This window comes from Xanthomonas sp. WHRI 8393 (assembly GCF_040203315.1).
GTDB lineage: Bacteria > Pseudomonadota > Gammaproteobacteria > Xanthomonadales > Xanthomonadaceae > Xanthomonas > Xanthomonas arboricola.
In genome coordinates, this window is sequence record NZ_JBEGGL010000004.1 from 50,414 (window position 1) to 71,921 (window position 21,508).

Genomic DNA, 21,508 nt, shown 5'->3' on the forward strand with positions numbered 1-21,508 from the left:
GAAAGGCAACAGCCAGCGCGGTTGCCATACGCGCGTGCGGCAAGGCGGTGCCGTGGGCAGGCAGACCGATCAGCGATGACGCCATCGGTCATCATGCCGGGCGCTCCGAGGTGGAGGCCGGGGGCACGCCGTCGCGGCGGGCGGCACGCCGCGCGCGCCAGTCACGCAGCCGCTCGCCGGCACGTTCCATGTACAGGTAGATCACCGGCGTGGTGTAGAGCGTCACCAGCTGCGACAGCAGCAGGCCGCCGACGATGGCGATGCCGAGCGGACGCCGCAGTTCCGAGCCGATGCCGGTGCCCAGCGCCAGCGGCAGCGCGCCCAGCATCGCGGCGGCGGTGGTCATCATGATCGGGCGGAAACGCAGCAGGCAGGCGCGCCGGATCGCCTCGTGCGCGTTGGCGCCTTCGCGGCGGGCGTCGATGGCGAAGTCGATCATCATGATCGCGTTCTTCTTGACGATGCCGATCAGCAGCACGATGCCGACGATGCCGTCCACCGACAGGCTCAACCCGCACATCATCAGCGCCAGCAGCGCGCCGACGCCGGCCGGCGGCAGCGTGGAGATGATCGTCAGCGGGTGGATGTAGCTCTCGTAGAGCACGCCCAGCACGATGTAGATCACCACGATCGAGGCCAGCAGCAGCCATACGATATCGGTCTGGCTGCCGGTGAATTCGGCCGCCTTGCCGACGAACGCCGCATGCACCTGGGTGGGGATCTTCAAATCCTGGCGCGCCTGCTCGATCGCCTCCACCGCCTGCGACAGCGAATGGCCCGGGGCCAGATTGAACGAGATCGTGACCGCCGGCAGCTGTTGCTGGTGGCTGACCACCAACGGCGTGTTGGTGACCTTGGCCTCGGCCAGTGCGGCCAGCGGAATGATGCTGCCGGCGCCGACCACGATGCCGGTGTTCTGCGCGCCCACGCCGGTGGCGGTGGAGGAGTTGGACGAGGTCAGCTGGCCGAAGCTGGTGGCATTGGTGCCGGTCAGCGCGCCGCTGCCGTTGCTGGCCACCGCCAGCTGGTTCATCAAGGCGGTGCTGCTGCGGAATTCCGGCGCCACTTCCAGCACCACCCGGTACTGATTGAGCTCGGTGAAGATGGTGGAGATCTGGCGTTGGCCAAAGGCGTCGTACAGCGTGTCGTCGATGGTCTGCATCGGCACGCCGAGCATGCTGGCCTTGTCGCGATCGATGCTCAGCTCCAGCGCCCGGCCCTGGTTGGCCAGGTTGTTGTCCACGTCGGCCAGCTCGGGCAGCTTGCGCATCGCCTCGGTCATGCGCCCGGCCCAGGTGGCCAGCTCGCTGCTGTCCACATCCGACATCGAATACTGGTATTCGGTGGCTGCCACGCGGGTGTCCAGGGTGACGTCCTGCACCGGCTTGAGGAACAGCGCCACGCCGGGAATACCGGCCACCGCCTTTTGCAGGCGCGGCAGCACCTCGTCCAGGCCCTCGCGGTCGCCGCGCGTCTTCAGCACGATCGACAACTGGCCCTGGTTGATGGTCGGGTTCATGGTGCCGGCGCCGATGAAGGCGGCCACGCCGGTCACGGCGGGGTCCTTTTGCAGCGCCGCGGCCACCGCCTGGGTGCGCTGCTCCATCTGCGGGAACGCCACGTTCTGGTCGGCCTGCACCACGCCGGTGATCAGGCCGGTGTCCTGCTCGGGCAGCAGGCCCTTGGGGATCGCCATGTACAGCACCACGGTCAGCGCCACCGCGCCGATCGCCACCGCCAGGGTCAGCGGCTGGTGCGCCAGCACCCAGTCCAGGCTGCGCTCGTAAGCGCCCACGGTGCGCGTCCACAGGTTGGTCTTGCCGGCGGCGGCGGCGCGTTCGTGCGCGTCCTCGCCTTCGGGCAGGGCGTCGGGCTTGAGCAGGTAGGCGCACATCATCGGCGTCAGCGTCAGCGACACCAGCATCGAGATCACCACCGCAATCGACAGCACCCACGCAAACTCATGGAACAGGCGCCCGGTCACGCCCGGCATCAGCAGCAGCGGCAGGAACACCGCCACCAGCGACACGGTCAGCGACAGCACGGTGAAGCCGATCTGCTTGGCGCCGATCTCGGCCGCTTCCGGCCCGCTCTTGCCCTGTTCGATGTAGCGCACGATGTTTTCGATCATCACGATCGCATCGTCGACCACGAACCCGGTCGCCACCACCAGCGCCATCAGCGACAGGTTGTCCAGCGACATGCCGGCAAATGCCATCACCCCAAAGGTGCCGGCCAGCGACAGCGGCACCGCCACCGAGGGAATGATGGTGGCCCACAACCGGCGCAGGAACACGAAGATCACCGCCACCACCAGCGCGATGGTCAGCACCAGGGTGAACTTCACCTCGTGCACCGAGGCGCGGATGGTTTCGGTGCGGTCGGAGAACACCTCCAGGTGCACGTCGGCCGGCAGCACCGCCTGCAGCTGCGGCAGGATGCTGCGGATCTGCTCCACCGTCTGCACGATGTTGGCGCCGGGCTGGCGGCGGATTTCCAGCAGCACCGCCGGCTTGCCGTCGGCCCAGGCGGCGAGCTGGTCGTTCTCCACCCCGTCGACCACGTTGGCCACATCGGCCAGCCGCACCGGGCGGCCGTTGCTGTAGCTGATGATGGTCTCGCGGTACTGCGCCGCGTCGGTGAGCTGGTCGTTGGTGCCGATGCTGTAGGACTGGGTCTTGCCGTTGAGCGAGCCCTTGGGCGCGCTGACGTTGGTCTGGGTCAGCGCGCTGCGCAGCGATTCCATGGTCAGGCCCATGTTCGACAGCTGCGCCGGGTTGACCTGGATGCGCACCGCAGGCCGCACATTGCCGGCGATCGACACCAGCCCCACGCCCGGCACCTGCGACAGGCGCTGGGCCAGGATCGCATCGGCATAGCGGTTGACCTCGCGCAGCGGCAGCGAGTCGGAGGTGAGCTTGAGGGTCAGGATCGCCGCGTCGGCCGGATTGACCCGGTTGTAGACCGGTTGATACGGCAGCGACGAGGGCAGGGTGGCCTGACGGATCGCCGCCTGCACATCCTGCGCGGCGATGTCGATGTCGCGGTCCATCGAGAACTGCAGGATGATCGTGGACAGGCCTGCCGACGAATCGGAGGTCATCATCTGCAGCCCGGAGATCTGCCCGAACTGGCGCTCCAGCGGCGTGGTCACCAGCGAGGCCATGGTGGTCGCGTTGGCGCCGGGATACTGGGTGGTGACCACCAGGCTGGGCGCGTCGATTTCCGGCAGCGCCGAGACCGGCAATTGCCGGTAGCCCAGGATGCCCAGCAGCAGGATGCCCGCCATCAACAACGAGGTGGCGATGGGACGGCGGATGAAGATGGTCGAAAAGCCCACGGGGGGTGTCCTTGCTGAAGACGTCAATCGATGCCGGCGCGCGCAGCGCCGATGCACACCGGCAACGGAAGGCCCGTCGCCGGTGCTCGCGAGTTAGCGCGGGCCGCCGCCGCTGCGTCGGCCGCCAGCGCCGCCACGGCTCTTGTCCTGCGCGGCCTTGAGTTCGGCCTCGGTCGGCTCCGGCGGGGTCTCGCCCGGCTTGAGCGCGCTGACCTTGCTGCCCGGCTTGAGCCGGAACTGGCCTTCGGTCACCACGCGCTCGCCTGGCTTGAGCCCCTTGGTGACCTGCACATGGCTGTCGTCCACTTCCACGCCCTGCACCACGGTGCGCATCTGCGCGGTGTTGTCGTTGCCGACCACGTAGACGTAATCGCCGTCCGGGCCGCGCTGCACGGCCTGGGTCGGTACCACGGTGCCGCCGGAGATGGTGCGCAGCTGCAGGCGCACGTTGACGAACTGGCCCGGCCACAAGGCATTGTCGGTGTTGGCGAAGATCGCACGCGCACCGAAGGTGCCGCTGTCGGCGGCGATGCGGTTGTCGATCACCTCCAGCTTGCCGTCGCCGCTGATCACGTGCGCATCGCCGCGATCCAGCGCCGCCACGTCCAGCGGGGCGGCCGCCTGGCCGCTGCGCACCGCCTGCAACTCGCGCTCGGGCAGGTTGAAGGACACGTAGATCGGGCGGATCTGGGTCAGGGTGACGATGGTGGAACTGGCGCTGACGATATTGCCCACGTCCACGCCGCGGATGCCGGCGATGCCGTCGATCGGCGCGGTCACGCGGGTGAACTGCAACTGCACCTGCGCCGAGCGCATCTGTGCATCGTTGGCCGATACCGCCGCCTCGTACTGCGCCACCTGGTTACGCTGAGTATCCAGGTCTGTGCGCGAGACGTACTGCTTGTAGGCTGGGTCGTTGGAGCGCTGGTAGTTCACCCGCGAGGTCGCCAGCAGCGCCTGGTTCTGGCGCTTGGCCGCCAGTGCCTGGTCGTAGCTGGCCTGCAGGGTGCGCGGGTCGATCTGCGCCAGCAGCTCGCCCTTCTTCACTTCCTGGCCCTCCTTGAAATTCAGGCTCATCAGCTGGCCGCCGACCTGCGGGCTGACCGTGACGGTATTGAGCGCGGTCACCGTGCCCAGCGCGCTGGCGTAGACCGGCACATCCTGAGTGGTGGCGGCCACGACCGTGACCGGTACCGGGCCGCTGTTCTCGGTGCCATTGCCGTCAGGCGCGTCCGCCCGCTTGCCGTGGTTGCCCCCACCGAACATCCGCATTGCGACGAACACCACGACGAGCACCGCTACGACCAGCAGTGTGATCTTCCAAAAACGCGACATGCGACAACTCCTGAGGGCGGGCCGGGCGCTGGTGCGACCGTAGGGCGGCTGTGCGAAGCATATCGTTGCGATCAGGCAATTGAGCGTTACTGAAGTAACGGCCCGCCGGACGAAACGACTGCAGCGTTCACAGATGCAATGCAGCGGCAACGCGTCAGGGCCGATGTGGTTGACCGCAGGACTGAATCGAGCCCCACTGCAGCCCACCGAGCGTGCACCTGCACTACATTAAGCGACCATCTTTAGAGGATTGCTGATGCGCCACTCCCGCCTGCTGACCAGCGCGTTGCTGCTTGCCCTGCCCACCCTGGCCGCCGCCCAGGCCGCGCCCCGGCCCGACGTCCAGGCCGCCGCCGCGCCGTTGCAGAGCAAGCTGGTGCAGTGGCGCCGCGACTTCCACCAGCACCCGGAGCTGTCCAACCGCGAGGAGCGCACCGCCGCCACCGTGGCCGCGCAGCTGCGCAAGCTCGGCCTCAAGCCGCGTACCGGCATCGCCCATCACGGCGTGGTGGCCATCATCAAGGGCGGCAAGCCGGGTCCGAAGATCGCCTTGCGCGCGGACATGGATGCCTTGCCGGTCAAGGAGCAGACTGGCCTGCCGTACGCCTCCAAGGTCACCGCCGAGTACCGCGGCGAGCAGGTCGGGGTGATGCATGCCTGCGGCCACGACGCCCACACCGCGATCCTGCTGGGGGTGGCCGAAGCGCTGGTCGGCATGCGCGAGCAGCTGCCCGGCGAAGTGATGCTGATCTTCCAGCCCTCCGAAGAGGGCGCGCCCGGCAACGAGGAGGGCGGCGCCTCGCTGATGCTCAAGGAAGGCCTGTTCGCCGACTTCAAGCCACAGGCGGTGTTCGGCCTGCATGTGTTCTCCAGCGTGCAGGCCGGCAAGATCGCGGTGCGCAGCGGCCCGCTGATGGCCGCCTCGGACCGGTTTGCGATCAAGATGATCGGCCGCCAGACGCATGGCTCGGCGCCGTGGAACGGCATCGACCCGATCGTGGCCAGCGCCGACATGATCGGTGCCGCGCAGACCGTGATCAGCCGCCGCGCCAACCTGTCCAAACAACCGGCGGTGTTGAGCTTCGGCGCGATCAAAGGCGGCATCCGCTACAACATCATCCCCGACGACGTGGAAATGGTCGGCACCATCCGCACCTTCGACGAAGCCATGCGCCAGCAGATCTTCGCCGACCTCAAGACGGTGGCCGAGCACACCGCCGCCGCCCACGGGGCCAAGGTTGAGGCGCAGGTACCGGACCAGCCCGGCAACCCGGCCACGGTCAACGACCCGGCGCTGACCGCCAGGATGCTGCCCAGCCTGCAGGCCGTGGTCGGCGCCGACAATGTCTACGAGCCGCCGCTGCAGATGGGCGCGGAAGATTTCTCCTTCTACGCCCAGCAGGTGCCTTCGATGTTCTTCTTCGTCGGCTCCACCGCCAAGGGCATCGACCCGGCCACCGCGCCCAGCAACCATTCGCCGCAGTTCCTGCTCGACGAATCGTCGCTGGATGTGGGCCTGCGCGCGCTGTTGCAGGTGTCGCTGGATTACCTGCATCAGGGGGAGGCTGGCTGATTCGGGAATGGGGAATGGGGAATGGGGAATCGGGAATGGGGAATGGGGAATGGGGAATCGGGAATCGGGAATCGGGAATCGGGAATCGGGAATCGGGAATCGGGAATCGGGAATCGGGAATCGTGTGCAGTTGCGCGGTTCCCGCTGAGCGTTGGTGATCGTATGGGGCGGCGGGCCGTTTGACGGCCCGCTGCTTCTGTCGCCAGTCGCTCCAGCGTCTGCTATACACCTCACGGCCAGCCCGCTCGGCCTAAAATGGCGCGATGAATACCCCAGAAGATTCCACCCTCGGTCGTGAGGTCGCCTATCCCAATGGCTACGATCCGTCGCTGTTGTTCCCGATTCCGCGCGCGGCCGGGCGCGAGGCCATCGGCCTGACGGGGGCCTTGCCCTTCATCGGCCGCGACCGCTGGCATGCTTACGAACTCAGTTGGCTCGATGCGCAGGGCAAGCCGTGCGTGGCCACCGCCACCTTGCACGTGCCCAGCGAGTCGCCGTCGTTGATCGAATCCAAGTCGCTCAAGCTGTATCTCAATTCGCTCAATGCCACCCGCTTCAATAGCGCCGAAGCGGTGCGTACGCGCGTCGCCTCCGACCTGTCCACGCGCGCCGGTGCCGATGTGGTGGTGGAATTCGGTCTGCCGCCGATCGATGCAGTGGGCGAGGGCGAGTCGATCGACGCACTGGATGTCAGCATCGACGATTACGGCCCGCCCAATGCCTCATATCTGGCGGCGCACGCGCAACCAGTGGTGGAAGAAGTGCTGACCTCGGCCCTGCTCAAGTCCAATTGCCCGGTCACCGGTCAACCGGATTGGGCCAGCGTCACGTTGCGCTACCGCGGCGCCCCGATCGACCGCGAAGGCCTGCTGCGCTATCTGGTGAGTTTCCGCGACCACGCCGAGTTTCACGAGCAATGCGTGGAGCGTATCTTCCATGACGTGCTGCTCCGTTGCGCGCCCGAGTGGTTGGTGGTGGAAGCGCGCTATACCCGCCGTGGCGGGCTGGACATCAATCCCTTGCGCAGCTCGCCCAGCGTACCGACACCGCTATCGATCTTCCGCGACCTGCGCCAGTAATCGCGCCCATTCAAGGCTCGCGCCAGCTTCACGGTGGCGCGATCCACGCTTAACAGCGCGCCGCGCACCCTGCAGTCATCGTGATGCAAAGGGATTGCGGCAATGAGTGTCGACAAGAAAGCAGATTTTTCCAACGTGACGTCCTCGGTCGACAGCACCGCAGACGTCGCGCCGGCGGCGGATTTCTCCAACGTGCGTACCAGCGTGCAGAGCACTGCGCAGCTGGTCAGCGAATCGGTCACCGTGCAGGCGGGCGACAGTCTGTCCAGCATCGCCAAGCGCCATTACGGCGACGGCAACCTGTGGCCGCGGATTTTCGAGGCCAACCGCGAAACGCTCAAGGATCCGGACAAGATCTTTCCAGGTCAGGTCCTGCAGTTGCCGCCGAAGTCATAGGCGCACCGCACCCCTGGCACCTTTCGAAGCACACTTTCATTCTGATATCCGGAGATTGATCCATGCGTACTACATCCGTTTCTAGCACCCTCGCCATTGCCCTTGCCGGCGTTCTCGCCCTGTCGGGCTGCAGCAAGAAGGCCGACGACGACAGCGTGTCCAAGGATCCGACCTCCGGGGCTGCCACCGAGGCGATGCCAGGCCCGACGGCAACACCGCCGGCAAGCGATCAGGCTGGCCAGAGCACCGCGACCGGCGCCGCCAGCACCGATACCGCAGCCGCAATGGGTTCCGCAGTCACGGTGTCAAGCGTAGTGGTCGGCACCACGGCGACTGCCGACAAGTCGGTGACCCCCTCGGCCAATATCGGCAGCAAAGACACCATCATCGTCTCGGTGAAAACCGATGGCAGCGCGAGCAATGTGGCGGTCGCAGCCAAGCTCACCTATCAGGATGGCCAGGTGGCCGGCGAGCAGAACGCCACCTTGACCACGACGGGCCCGGAAACCACCAACCTCAGCTTCAGCAAGCCAGATGGCTGGCCGGCCGGCAGCTACACCGCGCAGGTCATGGTGGATGGCAAGCCGGCAGGTACTCCGCAGACCATCACGGTCAAGTAAGCAGCCACGCGAGCAGGCAGTCTGCAGATAGGGATGCGTGCTCGCAACCTGGGTAGCGCACTGATCCCAAGCATGTCGGACACGCGCGTCCACCGCGCTGACCCAACGCTCATTAAGCAGGCCATCGGGGCGCGATCACACGATCGTGCCCTTTTTTTCTATGCAATTCTGTCAGACGGCACATTCGTTACAGCTGCATCCATCGCATTGGCCGAGTGGCGGGATGGAGCATCCGCCTGTGGTCGCTTTACCCGGGCGCGGCTCAGACGCGACAATGCCGTGCTGATCCATCGCCGCGTTCCACGCGCGGGCCGATCGGCGTGCCAACAGCGACCCCCGTCGCGCACGCCAACGCCAGTGCCAACAACGCCGGCGCTCCTTCCGACCACACGAGCCATCGCACCTTATGTCGAAGACACCGAAGATCATCTACACGCTCACCGACGAAGCACCGTATCTGGCCACGCAGTCGCTGCTGCCGATCATCGATGCCTACACCAATACTGCCGGCATCGTGGTCGAAACCCGCGACATCTCGCTGGCCGGCCGCATCCTGTCGCTGTTTCCCGAGCACCTGAGCGACGCGCAGAAGATCGCCGACGACCTCGGTGAGCTGGGCGAGCTGGCCACCACGCCGGAAGCCAACATCATCAAGCTGCCCAACATCAGCGCCTCGGTGCCGCAGCTCAAGGCCGCTATCGCCGAACTGCAGGGTCAGGGCTATGCGCTGCCGGCGTATCCGGACACGCCCAAGGACGATGCCGAAAAGGACATCAAGGCGCGCTACGACAAGGTCAAGGGCAGCGCGGTCAATCCGGTTTTGCGCGAAGGCAACTCCGACCGTCGCGCGCCGCTGTCGGTGAAGAATTACGCGCGCAAGCATCCGCACCGCATGGGCAAGTGGAGCAGCGATTCGAAGTCGCACGTGGCCCATATGGACGACGGTGACTTCTTCGGCAGCGAGCAATCCGCCACCGTGGCGGCCGCCGGCGCGTTGAAGATCGAGTTCGTCGGTAACGACGGCAGCAGCAGCGTGTTGAAGGACAAGGTGGCGGTCAAGGCCGGCGAAATCGTCGATGCCGCGGTGCTGAGCAAGCGCGCGCTGGCCAGCTTCATCGACGCGCAGATCGCCGATGCCAAGGCCAAGGATGTGCTGTTCTCGGTGCATCTGAAAGCCACCATGATGAAGGTCTCCGACCCGGTGCTGTTCGGTGTGGTGGTCGGCGAGTTCTACAAGGACACGCTGAGCAAGCATGCCGAAGCGCTTGCGTCGGTCGGCTTCGACCCCAACAACGGCATCGGCGACCTGTACGCACGCATCGCCACGCTGCCGGACGACCAGCAGGCGCAGATCAAGGCCGATATCCAGGCCGAATACGCGCAGCGCCCGGCCCTGGCCATGGTCAATTCGGACAAGGGCATCACCAACCTGCATGTGCCCAGCGACGTGATCGTCGATGCGTCGATGCCGGCGATGATTCGCGACTCCGGTCAGATGTGGAATGCCGAAGGCAAGCTGCAGGACACCAAGGCGGTGATCCCGGATCGCTGTTACGCCGATGTCTATCAGGCGGTGATCGACGACTGCAAGGCGCATGGCGCATTCGATCCGTCCACCATGGGCTCGGTGCCCAACGTCGGCCTGATGGCGCAGAAAGCCGAGGAATACGGTTCGCACGACAAGACCTTCCAGATTGCCGCCGCCGGGACCGTCAAGGTCACCGACGACACCGGCGCCACCGTGTTCGAACATGCGGTGGAAGCCGGCGACCTGTGGCGCATGTGCCAGGTCAAGGACGCGCCGATCCAGGACTGGGTCAAGCTGGCGGTCGAGCGCGCGCGCCTGAGCCAGACGCCTGCGGTGTTCTGGCTGGACAAGGCGCGCGCGCACGATGCGCAGGTCATCGCCAAGGTCGAAACCTATCTGAAGGATCACGACACCAACGGCCTGGATATCCGCATCCTGCCGCCGGTGGAAGCGACCACCTTCTCGCTGGAGCGCATCCGCAAGGGCCAGGACACCATCTCGGTCACCGGCAACGTGCTGCGCGATTACCTCACCGACCTGTTCCCGATCCTGGAGCTGGGCACCAGCGCCAAGATGCTGTCGATCGTGCCGCTGATGGCCGGTGGCGGCCTGTTCGAGACCGGTGCCGGTGGCTCGGCGCCCAAGCACGTGCAGCAGTTCGTCGAACAGAACAGCCTGCGCTGGGATTCGCTGGGCGAGTTCCTAGCCCTGGCCGCCTCGCTGGAGCATCTGGGCAACCGCTACGACAATCCGTCGGCCACGGTGCTGGCCAAGGCGCTGGACGTCGCTAACGGTCAGTTCCTGGACAACAACAAGTCGCCAGCGCGCAAGGTCGGTGAACTGGACAACCGCGGCAGCCACTTCTATCTGGCGATGTACTGGGCGCAGGCCCTGGCTGCGCAGACCGAAGACACCGCCCTGCAGGCCAAGTTCGCACCGCTGGCCAAGGCCCTGACCGAGAACGAAGCCAGCATCGTGGCCGAGCTCAACGGCGCCCAGGGCAAGCCGGTCGAGATCGGCGGCTACTACCACCCCGATCTGGCCAAGGTCAGCGAGGCGATGCGCCCGAGCAAGACCTTCAACAACGTGTTGGCCACGCTGAAGGCCTGATCCAGCGCACCGCCTGGCGGTGCGTCCAGCAGGTGCAACAGGCAGGGCCCGCCTCGATGAGAGGCGGGCCTTGTCGTTTCCGGCGTTTGCGCGCAATAACGAGAACACGGTCGTTGCGTGCCAGCCTCACGACCTGGCAATGCCGTGCCTGCGAGAGAGCCTGCGCCTCGGTGCGAGCAGTCTCGGCATTTGGCTGACTGTGCGCCTGTTCGATGGATCGTTTGTCTCCGCTGCACGCCGCAACATGCGCTGGGTACACTGCCGGCATGAGCCAGCTCCCGTTACCGCCACAGTCCGAGCGCCGTGCGCTGGCGATCGCCCATGCCGTGTACGACGCCTTCGAGGATTACCACGCCCGGTTTGCCGAGATCACCGCACGCGCCAAACAGCGCTTCGAAACGCGCGACTGGAGCGGCGCGCGCGATGATGCGGTGGCGCGGATCGCGCTGTACGACCAGTACATCAGCGAATGCATGCTGCGCTTGCGTGCGGTGCTGCTGGGGCAGGCGCACGATCGCGCGCTGTGGATGCGTGCACGCGTGCATTACGCCGCGCTGCTGAGCGGGCTGATCGACCAAGAGCTGTACAAGACTTTCTACAACACCTTGACCCGGCGTTACTTCGGCACCCACGGCGTGGATGCGGAGATCGAATTCATCGCGCTGGATATCGAGCCGACCGACGCGATCACGGTGCCGGTTGCGCGGCACACCTATGCGGTCTCGCCCGGCCGGCTGACCGACATGCTGGTGCGCGTGCTCGGCGATTATTCCTTCGACGTTCCGTATGCGCATCGCACCCGCTGTGCAGCGGCGATCGCGGTGCGCCTGCTCGATGATCTCGCGCACTGGGGCGAGCACCCGGTGCGCAGCGTGGAATTGCTGGAGACGGTGTTCTATCGCGAACGGCGCGCCTACCTGGTCGGCCGCGTGTTCGGCGAACATCGCTTCTCGCCATGCGTCATCGCCCTGGTCAACGACGACGCCGGCCTGCGTGCCGAAGCGGTGCTGACCCGGCGCAGCGACGTCGCGCAATTGTTCAGCAACTCGCGCAGTTACTTCCAGGCCGATCTGGCCACCGTCGGCGACGCAGTGGTGTTCTTGCGCAGCCTGCTCACCCACAAGCCGGTCGACGAGCTGTACACGATGCTCGGGCGCGCCAAGCAGGGCAAGACCGAACGCTATCGCACGTTTTTCAGCCATTTCCAGGCGCATCGCTCCGAGCAGCTGGTGCATGCCGATGGCACGCCCGGCATGGTCATGGTGGTATTTACCCTGCCCAGTTATCCGTTGGTGTTCAAACTGATTCGCGACCGCTTTGCCTATCCCAAGACCATGAGTCGTGCGCAGGTCGAAGGCAAGTACGAGCTGGTGTTCCAGCTCGATCGCATCGGTCGCTTGCTGGACGCGCAGCCGTATCGCTTCCTGCGGTTTCCCAAATCGCGTTTCTCGCCCGCGTTGCTGGACGAGCTGCAGACCAGCTGTGCGACGAGCCTGAGCGAAGATGGCCAGGACGTGCTGATCGCGCTGTGCTACGTGCAGCGCCGCCTGCGCCCGCTCAATCTCTACCTGCGCGAACAGCTGCCCGAAGCCGCGCATGCGGCCGCGCTGGACTACGGCCAGGCGATCAAGGACATGGCGCGCAACAATATCTTTCCCGGCGACATGCTGCTGAAGAACTTCGGCATCACCCGCCATCAGCGCGCGGTGTTCTACGACTACGACGAGCTGTGCCTGATCACCGAATGCACCTTCCGCGACTGGCCGACCGCCACTACCTATGAAGAACAGATGGCTGCCGAGCCCTGGTTCCATGTCGGCCCGCGCGATGTGTTTCCCGAGCGCTTCGCGCTGTTCATGGGCTTGCCACCCTCGCAGCTGGAAGCGGTCAAGCACCTGCACCCGGAACTGTTCGACCCGCAATGGTGGCGCGACCTGCAAACCCGCCTGCGCGAGGACGACTACCCCGACACCCCGCCCTACGCAGACTCGCGAAAACTGGCCTGACGATTTACGCGTATGCGCCAAGCTGGTACAACGAAACTCAATAACCATGGAGTGCGGTCATGCAGTGGAAGCAACGCTTGGGCTTGGGCATTTTGTTGGCAATGGCGAGTGTCAGCGGCGTGCAGGCAGTTCCCAGTGCCGCGCAGGTACAGGCACAGATGGAGGCCAGCATGAATATCGCAGGCGAATTGACGCTGACGCCGGACGGTACCGTTACGGAGGTCAAGCTCACCGACGAAGCAAGCCTGCCGCCAGTGGTCCGCGACCGCGTCAAACAATCGATCGCTTCCTGGCGCTTTGACCCTGTCAAAGACGATGGAAGCGCCTTGCCCGCGCAATTGCTGATGAATCTGCTGCTGGTCGCCAAGCCGGCCGATAACGGCACCTATTCCGTATCGATTCGCAGCGCGCATTTCGGCAGCCAGGAGCAAGCTGCAGCCAGCGTCGCTGCCAAGGACATGCCGGCACCCGCGTACCCAGAGCATGCGTTTCGAGAAGGTGTGACCGGGGTGGTCTATCTGCTGCTCAAGGTCGGGCGCGATGGCAAGGTCGAAGATCTGGTCGCCGAGCAGGTCAACCTGACCACGCTGGCGCCGGAATCCAAGCGCCCGCGCTGGCGCAAGGCGTTTGCCGACGTTGCAATCGCCAAGGCGCGAGGCTGGACCTTTGTGCCGCCAACGCAAGGCGCCGAGGCCGACGCGCCGTACTGGGTCATGCGGGTTCCGGTCACCTTCGCCATCGAATCCTGGCCAGGCAACCTGATCGCTGCAAAGCAAGCCAAAAAGTGGCAATCCTATCTGCCGGGCCCGCGTCAGCCGGCGCCCTGGCACGAGCAGCGCGATGCGTCGGCATCGACCGACAGTCCGGATGCGCTGCCAGGTAGTGGCTTGTTCTCCGCACGCGGAGAAGGTGTGCGGCTGGTGACGCCGCTGCAAGGAACTTAAGCGCGAAGCCAACATCAGCGCGGCTGGCGAAGCTATCTCACGCCTGTTGCTTGCAGAGCGGGTGGTCTTGATCGTTCGCTGCCGGAAGGCTTATCAGGGCTTGGCTACAAGGCAGCTGATCTGCCAGTTGGCTGCAGGGCCCTTGGCCCGCCCACCCTCGCGGGACACGCCGCAAGTACGTCCTTGTAGGCTCTTACGCGGCATCCATGCCGCGTAAGGTCCCGCGACGATGGGCGGGCAAGGACCCGTCGAGATGGTCGGTGTGCATGTTTGCGAGCAGAGCATGAGGTTTGTTGTTTGAGTCGCAGCGCGTCCCACCAGCGTTCCATTTCAAGCCGAGAGAAGGCAGGCTTTTCAACAAGCACCCTGCAAAACCTTCTGGCATCCCAACGCAGACGCGGCGATAAGCAGGTGTTGGCCCCGCCGATCAACTTCCTGGTGCGGTGTCCTCGCCGCTTGCGGGACCGCGGGCGGCGAGGATGCCGCTCCCGAGCCTACACGTACGTACCTGCGGTGTGTCCCGCGAGCCGCGAGGGCACCGCGCACTCGACCAACCAGGCTTGTGACTGCAAGCAACCACGCACCCACAAAAAAAGCCCCGCAATGCGGGGCTTTTTCTTGTCGAGAATACCGACCGACTCAGCGCTTCATCGAACTGAAGAACTCGTCGTTGGACTTGGTGGTCTTCATCTTGTCCAGCAGGAATTCCATCGCCGCGATTTCGTCCATCGGGTGCAGCAGCTTGCGCAGGATCCAGATCTTCTGCAGCAGCTCCGGCTCGATCAGCAGGTCTTCGCGACGTGTGCCCGAGCGGTTGATGTCGATCGCCGGGTACACGCGCTTTTCGGTGATGCGACGGTTCAGATGCACTTCGCTGTTGCCGGTGCCCTTGAACTCTTCGTAGATCACCTCGTCCATCTTGCTGCCGGTTTCCACCAGCGCCGTGGCGATGATGGTCAGCGAGCCGCCTTCTTCCACGTTACGGGCCGCACCGAAGAAGCGCTTCGGACGGTGCAGCGCGTTGGCGTCCACACCACCGGTGAGCACCTTGCCGGAGCTGGGCACCACGTTGTTGTAGGCGCGTGCCAGACGGGTGATCGAGTCGAGCAGGATCACCACGTCCTTCTTGTGCTCGACCAGGCGCTTGGCACGCTCGATCACCATCTCGGCGACCTGCACGTGGCGCGCGGCCGGTTCGTCGAAGGTGGAGGAGATGACCTCGCCGCGCACGGTGCGCTGCATTTCGGTCACTTCTTCCGGGCGCTCGTCGATCAGCAGCACGATCATGTGCACTTCGGGATGATTGCTGGTGATGGCCGTGGCCACCTGCTGCATCATCATCGTCTTACCGGCCTTGGGCGGGGAGACGATCAGCGCGCGCTGGCCTTTACCCTGCGGCGCCATCAGGTCCAGGATGCGGCCGGTGATGTCCTCGGTCGATCCATCGCCACGCTCCAGACGGAAGCGGCGGCGCGGGAACAGCGGGGTCAGGTTCTCGAACAGCACCTTGTTCTTGCTGGCTTCCAGCGGCTCGCCATTGATGGTGTCGACGATCGACAGCGCGAAATAGCGTTCGCCGTCCTTCGGGAAGCGGATGCGGCCGGACAGGTGATCGCCGGTCCGCAGGTTGAAGCGGCGAATCTGGCTGGGCGAGATATAGGTGTCGTCCGGGCCGGCCAGGTAGCTGGCTTCTGCGGCACGCAGGAAGCCGAAGCCGTCGGGCAGGATTTCCAGCACACCGTCGGCGGCAACGCCTTCGCCGTGGCGGGTCAGCACCTTGAGCAGGGCGAAGATCACGTCCTGCTTACGCGCGCGCGCCACGCCTTCCTGGATGTTGAGCTGGTCGGCGATATCCAGCAGCTTCTGCGCCGGCATCCGCTTGAGATCGCTCAGCGAGTAGACCGGGAAGCCTTCCGGCACGGCCGGGTGTGGGCGCGCGACGAACGGCTCGTTGCTGCCATCCGACGACGGCATGCCACCACCACCTTCGTTGCCGAAGCGGTCGCGTCCACGGTCGCGGCGATTGCGGAAGCGGTCACGGCGGTTGCCCTGCTGGTTCTGCCCCTGGCCCTGGCCCTGGCCTTGCTGATGCTGGCCGCCATTCTGGGCTTGGTCCTGACCCTGACCCTGACCCTGCGCCTGGGGCTGACCCTGGTTCTGGCCCTGGCCCCGGTGCTGCGCCTGATTCTGGTTCTGTTGCTGCTGCGCCTGATTGAAGCGCTGCTGCTGTGTCTGGCCACCCTCGCGGGAGTCGCCATGGGTGTCGTTGCCCTGGCTGCCCTGGTTGGCGCTGGGGGCGTTACCGGCATAGGACGCGCCATCGCCGGACGTCTGCGCCGGTGCCGAATCGGCAGCGTGCGACGGTGCCTGCGGGGCACGTGGAGCGTCGGGTGCGGGGCTGGCGGGCAAGGGCAGGTTGGGCTGCTGCGCGCCACCGTCGTCGGTGGCAGCGGCGGTCTTGCTCACGCGCGGCTTGCGCACGCGCTTCTCGACAGGAGCGTCGACGCTGCTCCCGGTATCGGAGGAAGGATGATCGGACAAGTGCGTGATTCCTCGCTAAGAGTGCGAGCGCCCGGCTGGGGGGCGAACTTTAGGTGATGGGAGTCTAGAAGAGGTTTCTAGAGGGGTACGTCGGCGCACGAACGTGCTCCGGATCAACTGACACTATCACCGCTGCGCGCAACCGCGCAAGCGCCTGCCGCAGCAGGATTTAACTGCTGGCGCATCACGGGGCGCCCATCGCTGGACGCCCGCTCGCTCAGGCGGCCGCGCCGCCCAGGGTCTTGTCGATCATCTGGGTCAGCTGGCCCTTGCCAACCGCACCGATCTGGGTGGCCTGCACCTGGCCATCCTTGAACAGCAACAGCATCGGGATCGAACGCACGTGGTACTTGATGGCCAGGGCGCGGTTCTGGTCCACATTGACCTTGGCAACCTTCAGCCTGCCCTGGTATGTATCGGCCAGATCGTCCAGCACCGGGGCGATCATCTTGCAGGGTCCGCACCACTCGGCCCAGAAATCCACCAGCACCGGTTCGCCGGATTGCAGTACAGCTGTATCGAAGTCGGCATCGCCGACATGTTGAACCTTATCGCTCACGTTGGGTCTCCTGGAAACCAAAACGGCCCGCCCGAACGGGCAGGCCGCTACATTGCGTTAAACTGGGGCATTGCGCGACTGAATCAAGTGTCAGTCCTGAAGCCGCGCTGTCCGCCACAACAGCCGCAGTTTGCGACGCTGTCGGCATCGATGCAAGCCGCGCCCGGGCTGCCCAGGGCGCCTCACGAAGACGGAATAATGAGCGACAAACCGCTGACCGATTTGACTTTTTCCACGTTCGACCTGCATCCGGCGCTGATCGCCGGGCTGGAGAGCGCCGGGTTTACCCGCTGTACCCCGATCCAGGCGCTGACCCTGCCGGTCGCGCTGCCGGGCGGCGACGTCGCCGGCCAGGCCCAGACCGGCACCGGCAAGACCCTGGCGTTCCTGGTGGCGGTGATGAACCGCCTGCTGATCCGCCCGGCGCTGGCCGACCGCAAGCCGGAAGACCCGCGCGCGCTGATCCTGGCGCCGACCCGCGAGCTGGCGATCCAGATCCACAAGGATGCGGTCAAGTTCGGCGCCGACCTGGGCCTGCGCTTTGCGCTGGTCTACGGCGGGGTGGACTACGACAAGCAGCGCGAGCTGCTGCAGCAGGGCGTGGACGTGATCATCGCCACCCCGGGCCGGCTGATCGACTACGTCAAGCAGCACAAGGTGGTCTCGCTGCATGCCTGCGAGATCTGCGTGCTGGACGAAGCCGACCGCATGTTCGACCTGGGCTTCATCAAGGACATCCGCTTCCTGTTGCGGCGCATGCCCGAGCGCGGCACCCGCCAGACCCTGCTGTTCTCGGCCACGCTCAGCCACCGCGTGCTCGAGCTCGCCTACGAGCACATGAACGAGCCGGAAAAGCTGGTCGTCGAAACCGAGAGCATCACCGCCGCACGGGTGCGCCAGCGCATCTATTTCCCGTCTGACGAAGAGAAGCAGACGCTGCTGCTGGGCCTGCTGTCGCGCAGCGAAGGCGCGCGCACCATGGTTTTCGTCAATACCAAGGCGTTCGTCGAGCGCGTGGCGCGCACGCTGGAGCGGCATGGCTACCGGGTCGGCGTGCTGTCGGGCGACGTGCCGCAGAAGAAGCGCGAGTCGCTGCTCAACCGCTTCCAGAAGGGCCAGCTCGAAATCCTGGTCGCCACCGACGTGGCCGCGCGCGGCCTGCACATCGACGGCGTCAAGTACGTCTACAACTACGACCTGCCGTTCGATGCGGAAGACTACGTGCATCGTATCGGCCGTACCGCGCGGCTGGGCGAAGAGGGCGATGCGATCAGCTTCGCCTGCGAGCGCTATGCGATGAGCCTGCCGGACATCGAGGCCTATATCGAGCAGAAGATTCCGGTCGAGCCGGTGACCTCCGAGTTGCTGACGCCGCTGCCGCGTACCGCGCGTGTACCGGTGGAAGGCGAAGAGGCCGACGAGGATGCTGGCGACAGCGTGGGCACCATCTTCCGCGAGGCGCGCGAACAGCGTGCTGCCGAAGAGCAGCGCCGCGGCGGTGGTCGCAGCGGTTCGGGTGGCGCATCGCGCAGCGGCAGTGGCGGCGGTCGCCGCGACGGCGGCAGTGCCGATGGCAAGCCGCGTCCGCGTCGCAAGCCGCGTGTGGAGGGCGAAGCCCCGGCAGCGGCAGCGCCGACCGAAACGCCGGTGGTTGCGGCGGCGTCGGTCGAGGGGCCTTCCACCATCGTGGCCGATGCCGAGCGCGCACCACGCAAGCGGCGCCGTCGTCGCAACGGCCGTCCGGTCGAAGGTGCTGAGCCGGCAGTGGCCTCCACACCGGTCGCCGCACCTGCCGCACCGCGCAAGCCCACCCAGGTGGTGGCCAAGCCGGTGCGCAGCGCCGCCAAGCCGTCCGGCAGCCCGTCGCTGTTGAGCCGCATCGGCCGTCGCCTGCGCTCGCTGGTGTCCGGCAACTGATCGCCTGCGGCCTGCGTCGCATTGCCGGGCTCCGGCGATGCGACGCAAGCGCTGGCGCTCCGGCATAATCGCTGGATGACCGTTCTGCGTTTCGACAACGTCAGCAAGCACTACGCCGGTGGCCACCAGGCGCTGACCGATGTCAGCTTCGAAGTGGCCGATGGCGAGATGCTGTTCGTGACCGGCCACTCCGGCGCCGGCAAAAGCACCCTGCTCAAATTGATCCACCTCAGCGAGCGGCCCAGCCAGGGCGCGGTGCTGCTGGGCGAACGCAACCTGCTCAAGGTGCGCGGCCGGCAGATTCCGCTGCACCGTCGTCAGGTGGGCGCGGTCTATCAGGACCATCGCCTGCTCAACGACCGCAGCATCGCCGAGAACGTGGCGTTGCCGCTGATCCTGCGCGGCACCCGGCGTGCCGAGATCGGCAAGCGCGTGCGCTCGGCATTGGAGCGGATCGGGCTGGCCCATCGCGAGCGGGCCTTGCCGTCGCAGTTGTCGGCCGGCGAGCAGCAGCGCGTGGGCATCGCCCGCGCCATCGTCGGCGAACCACGCCTGCTGGTGGCCGATGAGCCCACCGGCAATCTGGATCCGGCGCTGGCCGCGGAAATCATGCAGTTGTTCGCCGAACTGCCCGCGCGCGGCACCAGCGTGCTGGTGGTCAGCCATGACCTGGCCCTGCTCAAGCAGATGCGCAAGCGCGTGCTGATCCTGGATCACGGCCGCCTGGTCGACGACATCTCGCCGCAGGATCTGGCCGAATGAGCAAGCCCGCCAATACCGAAGCCGTCGCCCCTTCGCGGGTCGGCGTGTGGATCGACCATCATCTGCACAGCATCGCCTTCAGCCTGGGCCGTGCCATGCGCAAGCCCTGGGCCACCTTGCTGACCATCGTGGTGATGGCGCTGGCGCTGGCCTTGCCGCTGGGGCTGTCGATCGCGCTGGACAACGTCAAGTTGCTGGCCGGCAGCGTGCAACAGTCGCGCGAGATCAACCTGTTCCTGAAGGTCGAGATCGGCGCCGAGGCCGCGCAGGCCCTGGCCGGCGAACTGCGCGCCCGCCCGGACGTTGCCCAGGTCGCGCTGCGCACGCCGGCGCAGGGGCTGACCGAGCTGCGCGAGAGCGCCAAGCTCGACGAGGCGATCGATGCGCTGGGCGACAACCCGCTGCCGACGCTGCTGGTCGTCACGCCCACCGAATCGGCCGACGATGCGCAGCTGGCCGGCGCGCTGCAGGCCTTGCCGCAGGCCGACCAGGTGCAGCACGACGCGCTGTGGCGCAAGCGCCTGGATGGCTGGCTGCACTTCGGCGAGCGGCTGGTGCAGGTGTTGTCGGCACTGCTGGGTGTCGGCGCGGTGCTGGTGGTCGGCAATACGGTGCGGCTGGACATCCAGTCGCGGCGCGAGGAAATCGGCGTGCTGCAGTTGCTGGGTGCCAGCGATGGCTTCATCCGGCGTCCGTTCCTGTACCTGGGGGCCTGGTACGGGCTCGGTGCCGGCGCTGTGGCGCTCGCGCTGATCGCCGCCTCCGGGCTGGCGTTGCGCGCGCCGTTGGCGACCCTGGCCGACAGTTACGGCAGCTCCTTTACCCTGCACGGGCTGGATCTGCTGCATTCTGCGCTGGTGCTGGTCGGCACCCTGGTCCTGGGCTGGCTGGGCGCCTGGCTGGTCACCGGCCATTTCCTCCGCCAGACCCGTCCCACCGAGACCTGAGGCCTGCCATGCATCCACCGGATCTCAAGCACCTGATCAGCGACGCGCCGCGTGTGATGGTGGTCGATGGCTCCAAGCTGGTGCGCAAGCTGATCGCCGATGTGTTGCAGCGCGATCTGCCCAACGTGCAGGTGATCGGCTGCTCCAGCATCGCCGAGGCGCGCCAGGCGCTGGAAGCCGGGGCGGTGGATCTGGTCACCACCTCGCTGTCGCTGCCCGATGGCGATGGCCTGACCCTGGCGCGCAGCGTGCGCGAAGCGGCCGGCCAGGCCTATGTGCCGGTGATCGTGGTCTCCGGCGATGCGCAGCAGCATCTGGTGGAGCGCCGCTTCACCGAATACGTCACCGATTATTTCGACAAGGCGCTGGGCCACGAAGCCCTGGCGACCTTCATCCGCGGCTATGTGCAGCCCGAGCCGGTGGTCGGTGCGACCGTGCTGTACATCGAGGACAGCCGCGTGGTGGCCGAGGCGACCAAGCGCATGCTCGAGCGGCAGAGCCTGAAGGTAGTGCATGTGCTCACCGCCGAGGATGCCTTTGCGCTGCTCACCGCCGAATCGCTGGGCCGCACCGAGCGCCGCATCGACGTGGTGCTGACCGATGTGACCCTGAAGGGCGAGCTCAACGGCCGCGACGTGGTCGAGCGCATCCGCATCGACTTCGCCTACGGCAAGCGTCGCCTGCCGGTGCTGGTGATGACCGGCGACACCAATCCGCGCAACCAGTCCGAGCTGCTGCGCGCCGGCGCCAACGACCTGGTGCAAAAACCCATCGAAGAACGTCTGCTGGTGACCAAGGTGCTGTTCCAGCTGCGCCTGGCACGGCTCGAGGACCAGGCTGTCACGCTATGA

Annotated in this window: 15 protein-coding genes; 11 read left to right on the plus strand and 4 right to left on the minus strand. The window is 66.1% G+C overall.

Going from position 1 to position 21,508, the window contains the following annotated elements; genetic code table 11:
* Positions 1-91 precede the first annotated feature (91 nt).
* A complete protein-coding gene (locus tag ABQ137_RS14515) occupies positions 92-3,340 on the minus strand; it encodes an efflux RND transporter permease subunit (RefSeq protein WP_047124855.1) in 3,249 nt (1,082 codons plus the stop codon).
* A gap of 93 nt (positions 3,341-3,433) precedes the next feature.
* Positions 3,434-4,675 (minus strand): efflux RND transporter periplasmic adaptor subunit, encoded by a 1,242-nt coding sequence (locus ABQ137_RS14520; protein ID WP_024938874.1) that lies wholly within the window; start codon positions 4,673-4,675, stop codon positions 3,434-3,436.
* 256 nt (positions 4,676-4,931) lie between these two features.
* On the opposite strand from ABQ137_RS14520, the gene ABQ137_RS14525 reads away from it, so the two are divergent.
* From ABQ137_RS14525 to ABQ137_RS14555, 7 genes are all read left to right on the plus strand, one after another.
* Positions 4,932-6,248 (plus strand): M20 family metallopeptidase, encoded by a 1,317-nt coding sequence (locus ABQ137_RS14525; protein WP_046344728.1) that lies wholly within the window; start codon positions 4,932-4,934, stop codon positions 6,246-6,248.
* A 263-nt stretch (positions 6,249-6,511) separates the two neighbouring features.
* Positions 6,512-7,327, plus strand: a complete 816-nt coding sequence (gene queF / locus ABQ137_RS14530; protein ID WP_184519274.1) for an NADPH-dependent 7-cyano-7-deazaguanine reductase QueF — start codon at positions 6,512-6,514, stop codon at positions 7,325-7,327.
* Between the two features lie 102 nt (positions 7,328-7,429).
* Positions 7,430-7,723, plus strand: coding sequence for a LysM peptidoglycan-binding domain-containing protein (locus tag ABQ137_RS14535; protein ID WP_039512564.1), 294 nt, complete (start codon positions 7,430-7,432; stop codon positions 7,721-7,723).
* A gap of 62 nt (positions 7,724-7,785) precedes the next feature.
* Positions 7,786-8,343 carry a hypothetical protein gene (locus ABQ137_RS14540; protein WP_349783031.1) on the plus strand — a complete coding sequence of 186 codons (558 nt, stop codon included), beginning with the start codon at positions 7,786-7,788 and terminating at the stop codon, positions 8,341-8,343.
* Between the two features lie 406 nt (positions 8,344-8,749).
* Positions 8,750-10,981 carry an NADP-dependent isocitrate dehydrogenase gene (locus ABQ137_RS14545; RefSeq protein ID WP_349783033.1) on the plus strand — a complete coding sequence of 744 codons (2,232 nt, stop codon included), beginning with the start codon at positions 8,750-8,752 and terminating at the stop codon, positions 10,979-10,981.
* A gap of 266 nt (positions 10,982-11,247) precedes the next feature.
* Positions 11,248-12,987, plus strand: coding sequence for a bifunctional isocitrate dehydrogenase kinase/phosphatase (gene aceK, locus ABQ137_RS14550; protein WP_349783035.1), 1,740 nt, complete (start codon positions 11,248-11,250; stop codon positions 12,985-12,987).
* Between the two features lie 59 nt (positions 12,988-13,046).
* Entirely contained in the window at positions 13,047-13,931 is an 885-nt protein-coding gene (locus ABQ137_RS14555; protein ID WP_054591076.1) for an energy transducer TonB, read from the plus strand.
* A 639-nt stretch (positions 13,932-14,570) separates the two neighbouring features.
* On the opposite strand, the gene rho is transcribed toward ABQ137_RS14555, so the two are convergent.
* Both rho and trxA read right to left on the minus strand, forming a co-directional pair.
* A complete protein-coding gene (gene rho, locus ABQ137_RS14560; RefSeq protein ID WP_226427543.1) occupies positions 14,571-16,472 on the minus strand; it encodes a transcription termination factor Rho in 1,902 nt (633 codons plus the stop codon).
* Between the two features lie 217 nt (positions 16,473-16,689).
* Complete coding sequence (trxA, locus tag ABQ137_RS14565; RefSeq protein ID WP_005923050.1) at positions 16,690-17,031, minus strand: thioredoxin TrxA; 342 nt, start codon at positions 17,029-17,031, stop codon at positions 16,690-16,692.
* A 198-nt stretch (positions 17,032-17,229) separates the two neighbouring features.
* Between trxA and rhlB the strand changes: the two genes are divergently transcribed.
* The 4 genes from rhlB (at position 17,230) to ABQ137_RS14585 (ending at position 21,508) form a co-directional block, all read left to right on the plus strand.
* Positions 17,230-18,948, plus strand: a complete 1,719-nt coding sequence (rhlB, locus tag ABQ137_RS14570) for an ATP-dependent RNA helicase RhlB (protein WP_349783037.1) — start codon at positions 17,230-17,232, stop codon at positions 18,946-18,948.
* A gap of 75 nt (positions 18,949-19,023) precedes the next feature.
* Positions 19,024-19,710 (plus strand): cell division ATP-binding protein FtsE, encoded by a 687-nt coding sequence (gene ftsE, locus ABQ137_RS14575; RefSeq protein WP_016903688.1) that lies wholly within the window; start codon positions 19,024-19,026, stop codon positions 19,708-19,710.
* The gene (gene ftsX / locus ABQ137_RS14580) at positions 19,707-20,657 is read left to right on the plus strand and encodes a permease-like cell division protein FtsX (RefSeq protein WP_349783039.1); all 951 of its coding nucleotides are present in this window, start codon (positions 19,707-19,709) and stop codon (positions 20,655-20,657) included. The genes ftsE and ftsX overlap by 4 nt, the downstream gene beginning before the upstream one ends.
* An 8-nt stretch (positions 20,658-20,665) precedes the next feature.
* A complete protein-coding gene (locus ABQ137_RS14585) occupies positions 20,666-21,508 on the plus strand; it encodes a response regulator (protein WP_016903686.1) in 843 nt (280 codons plus the stop codon).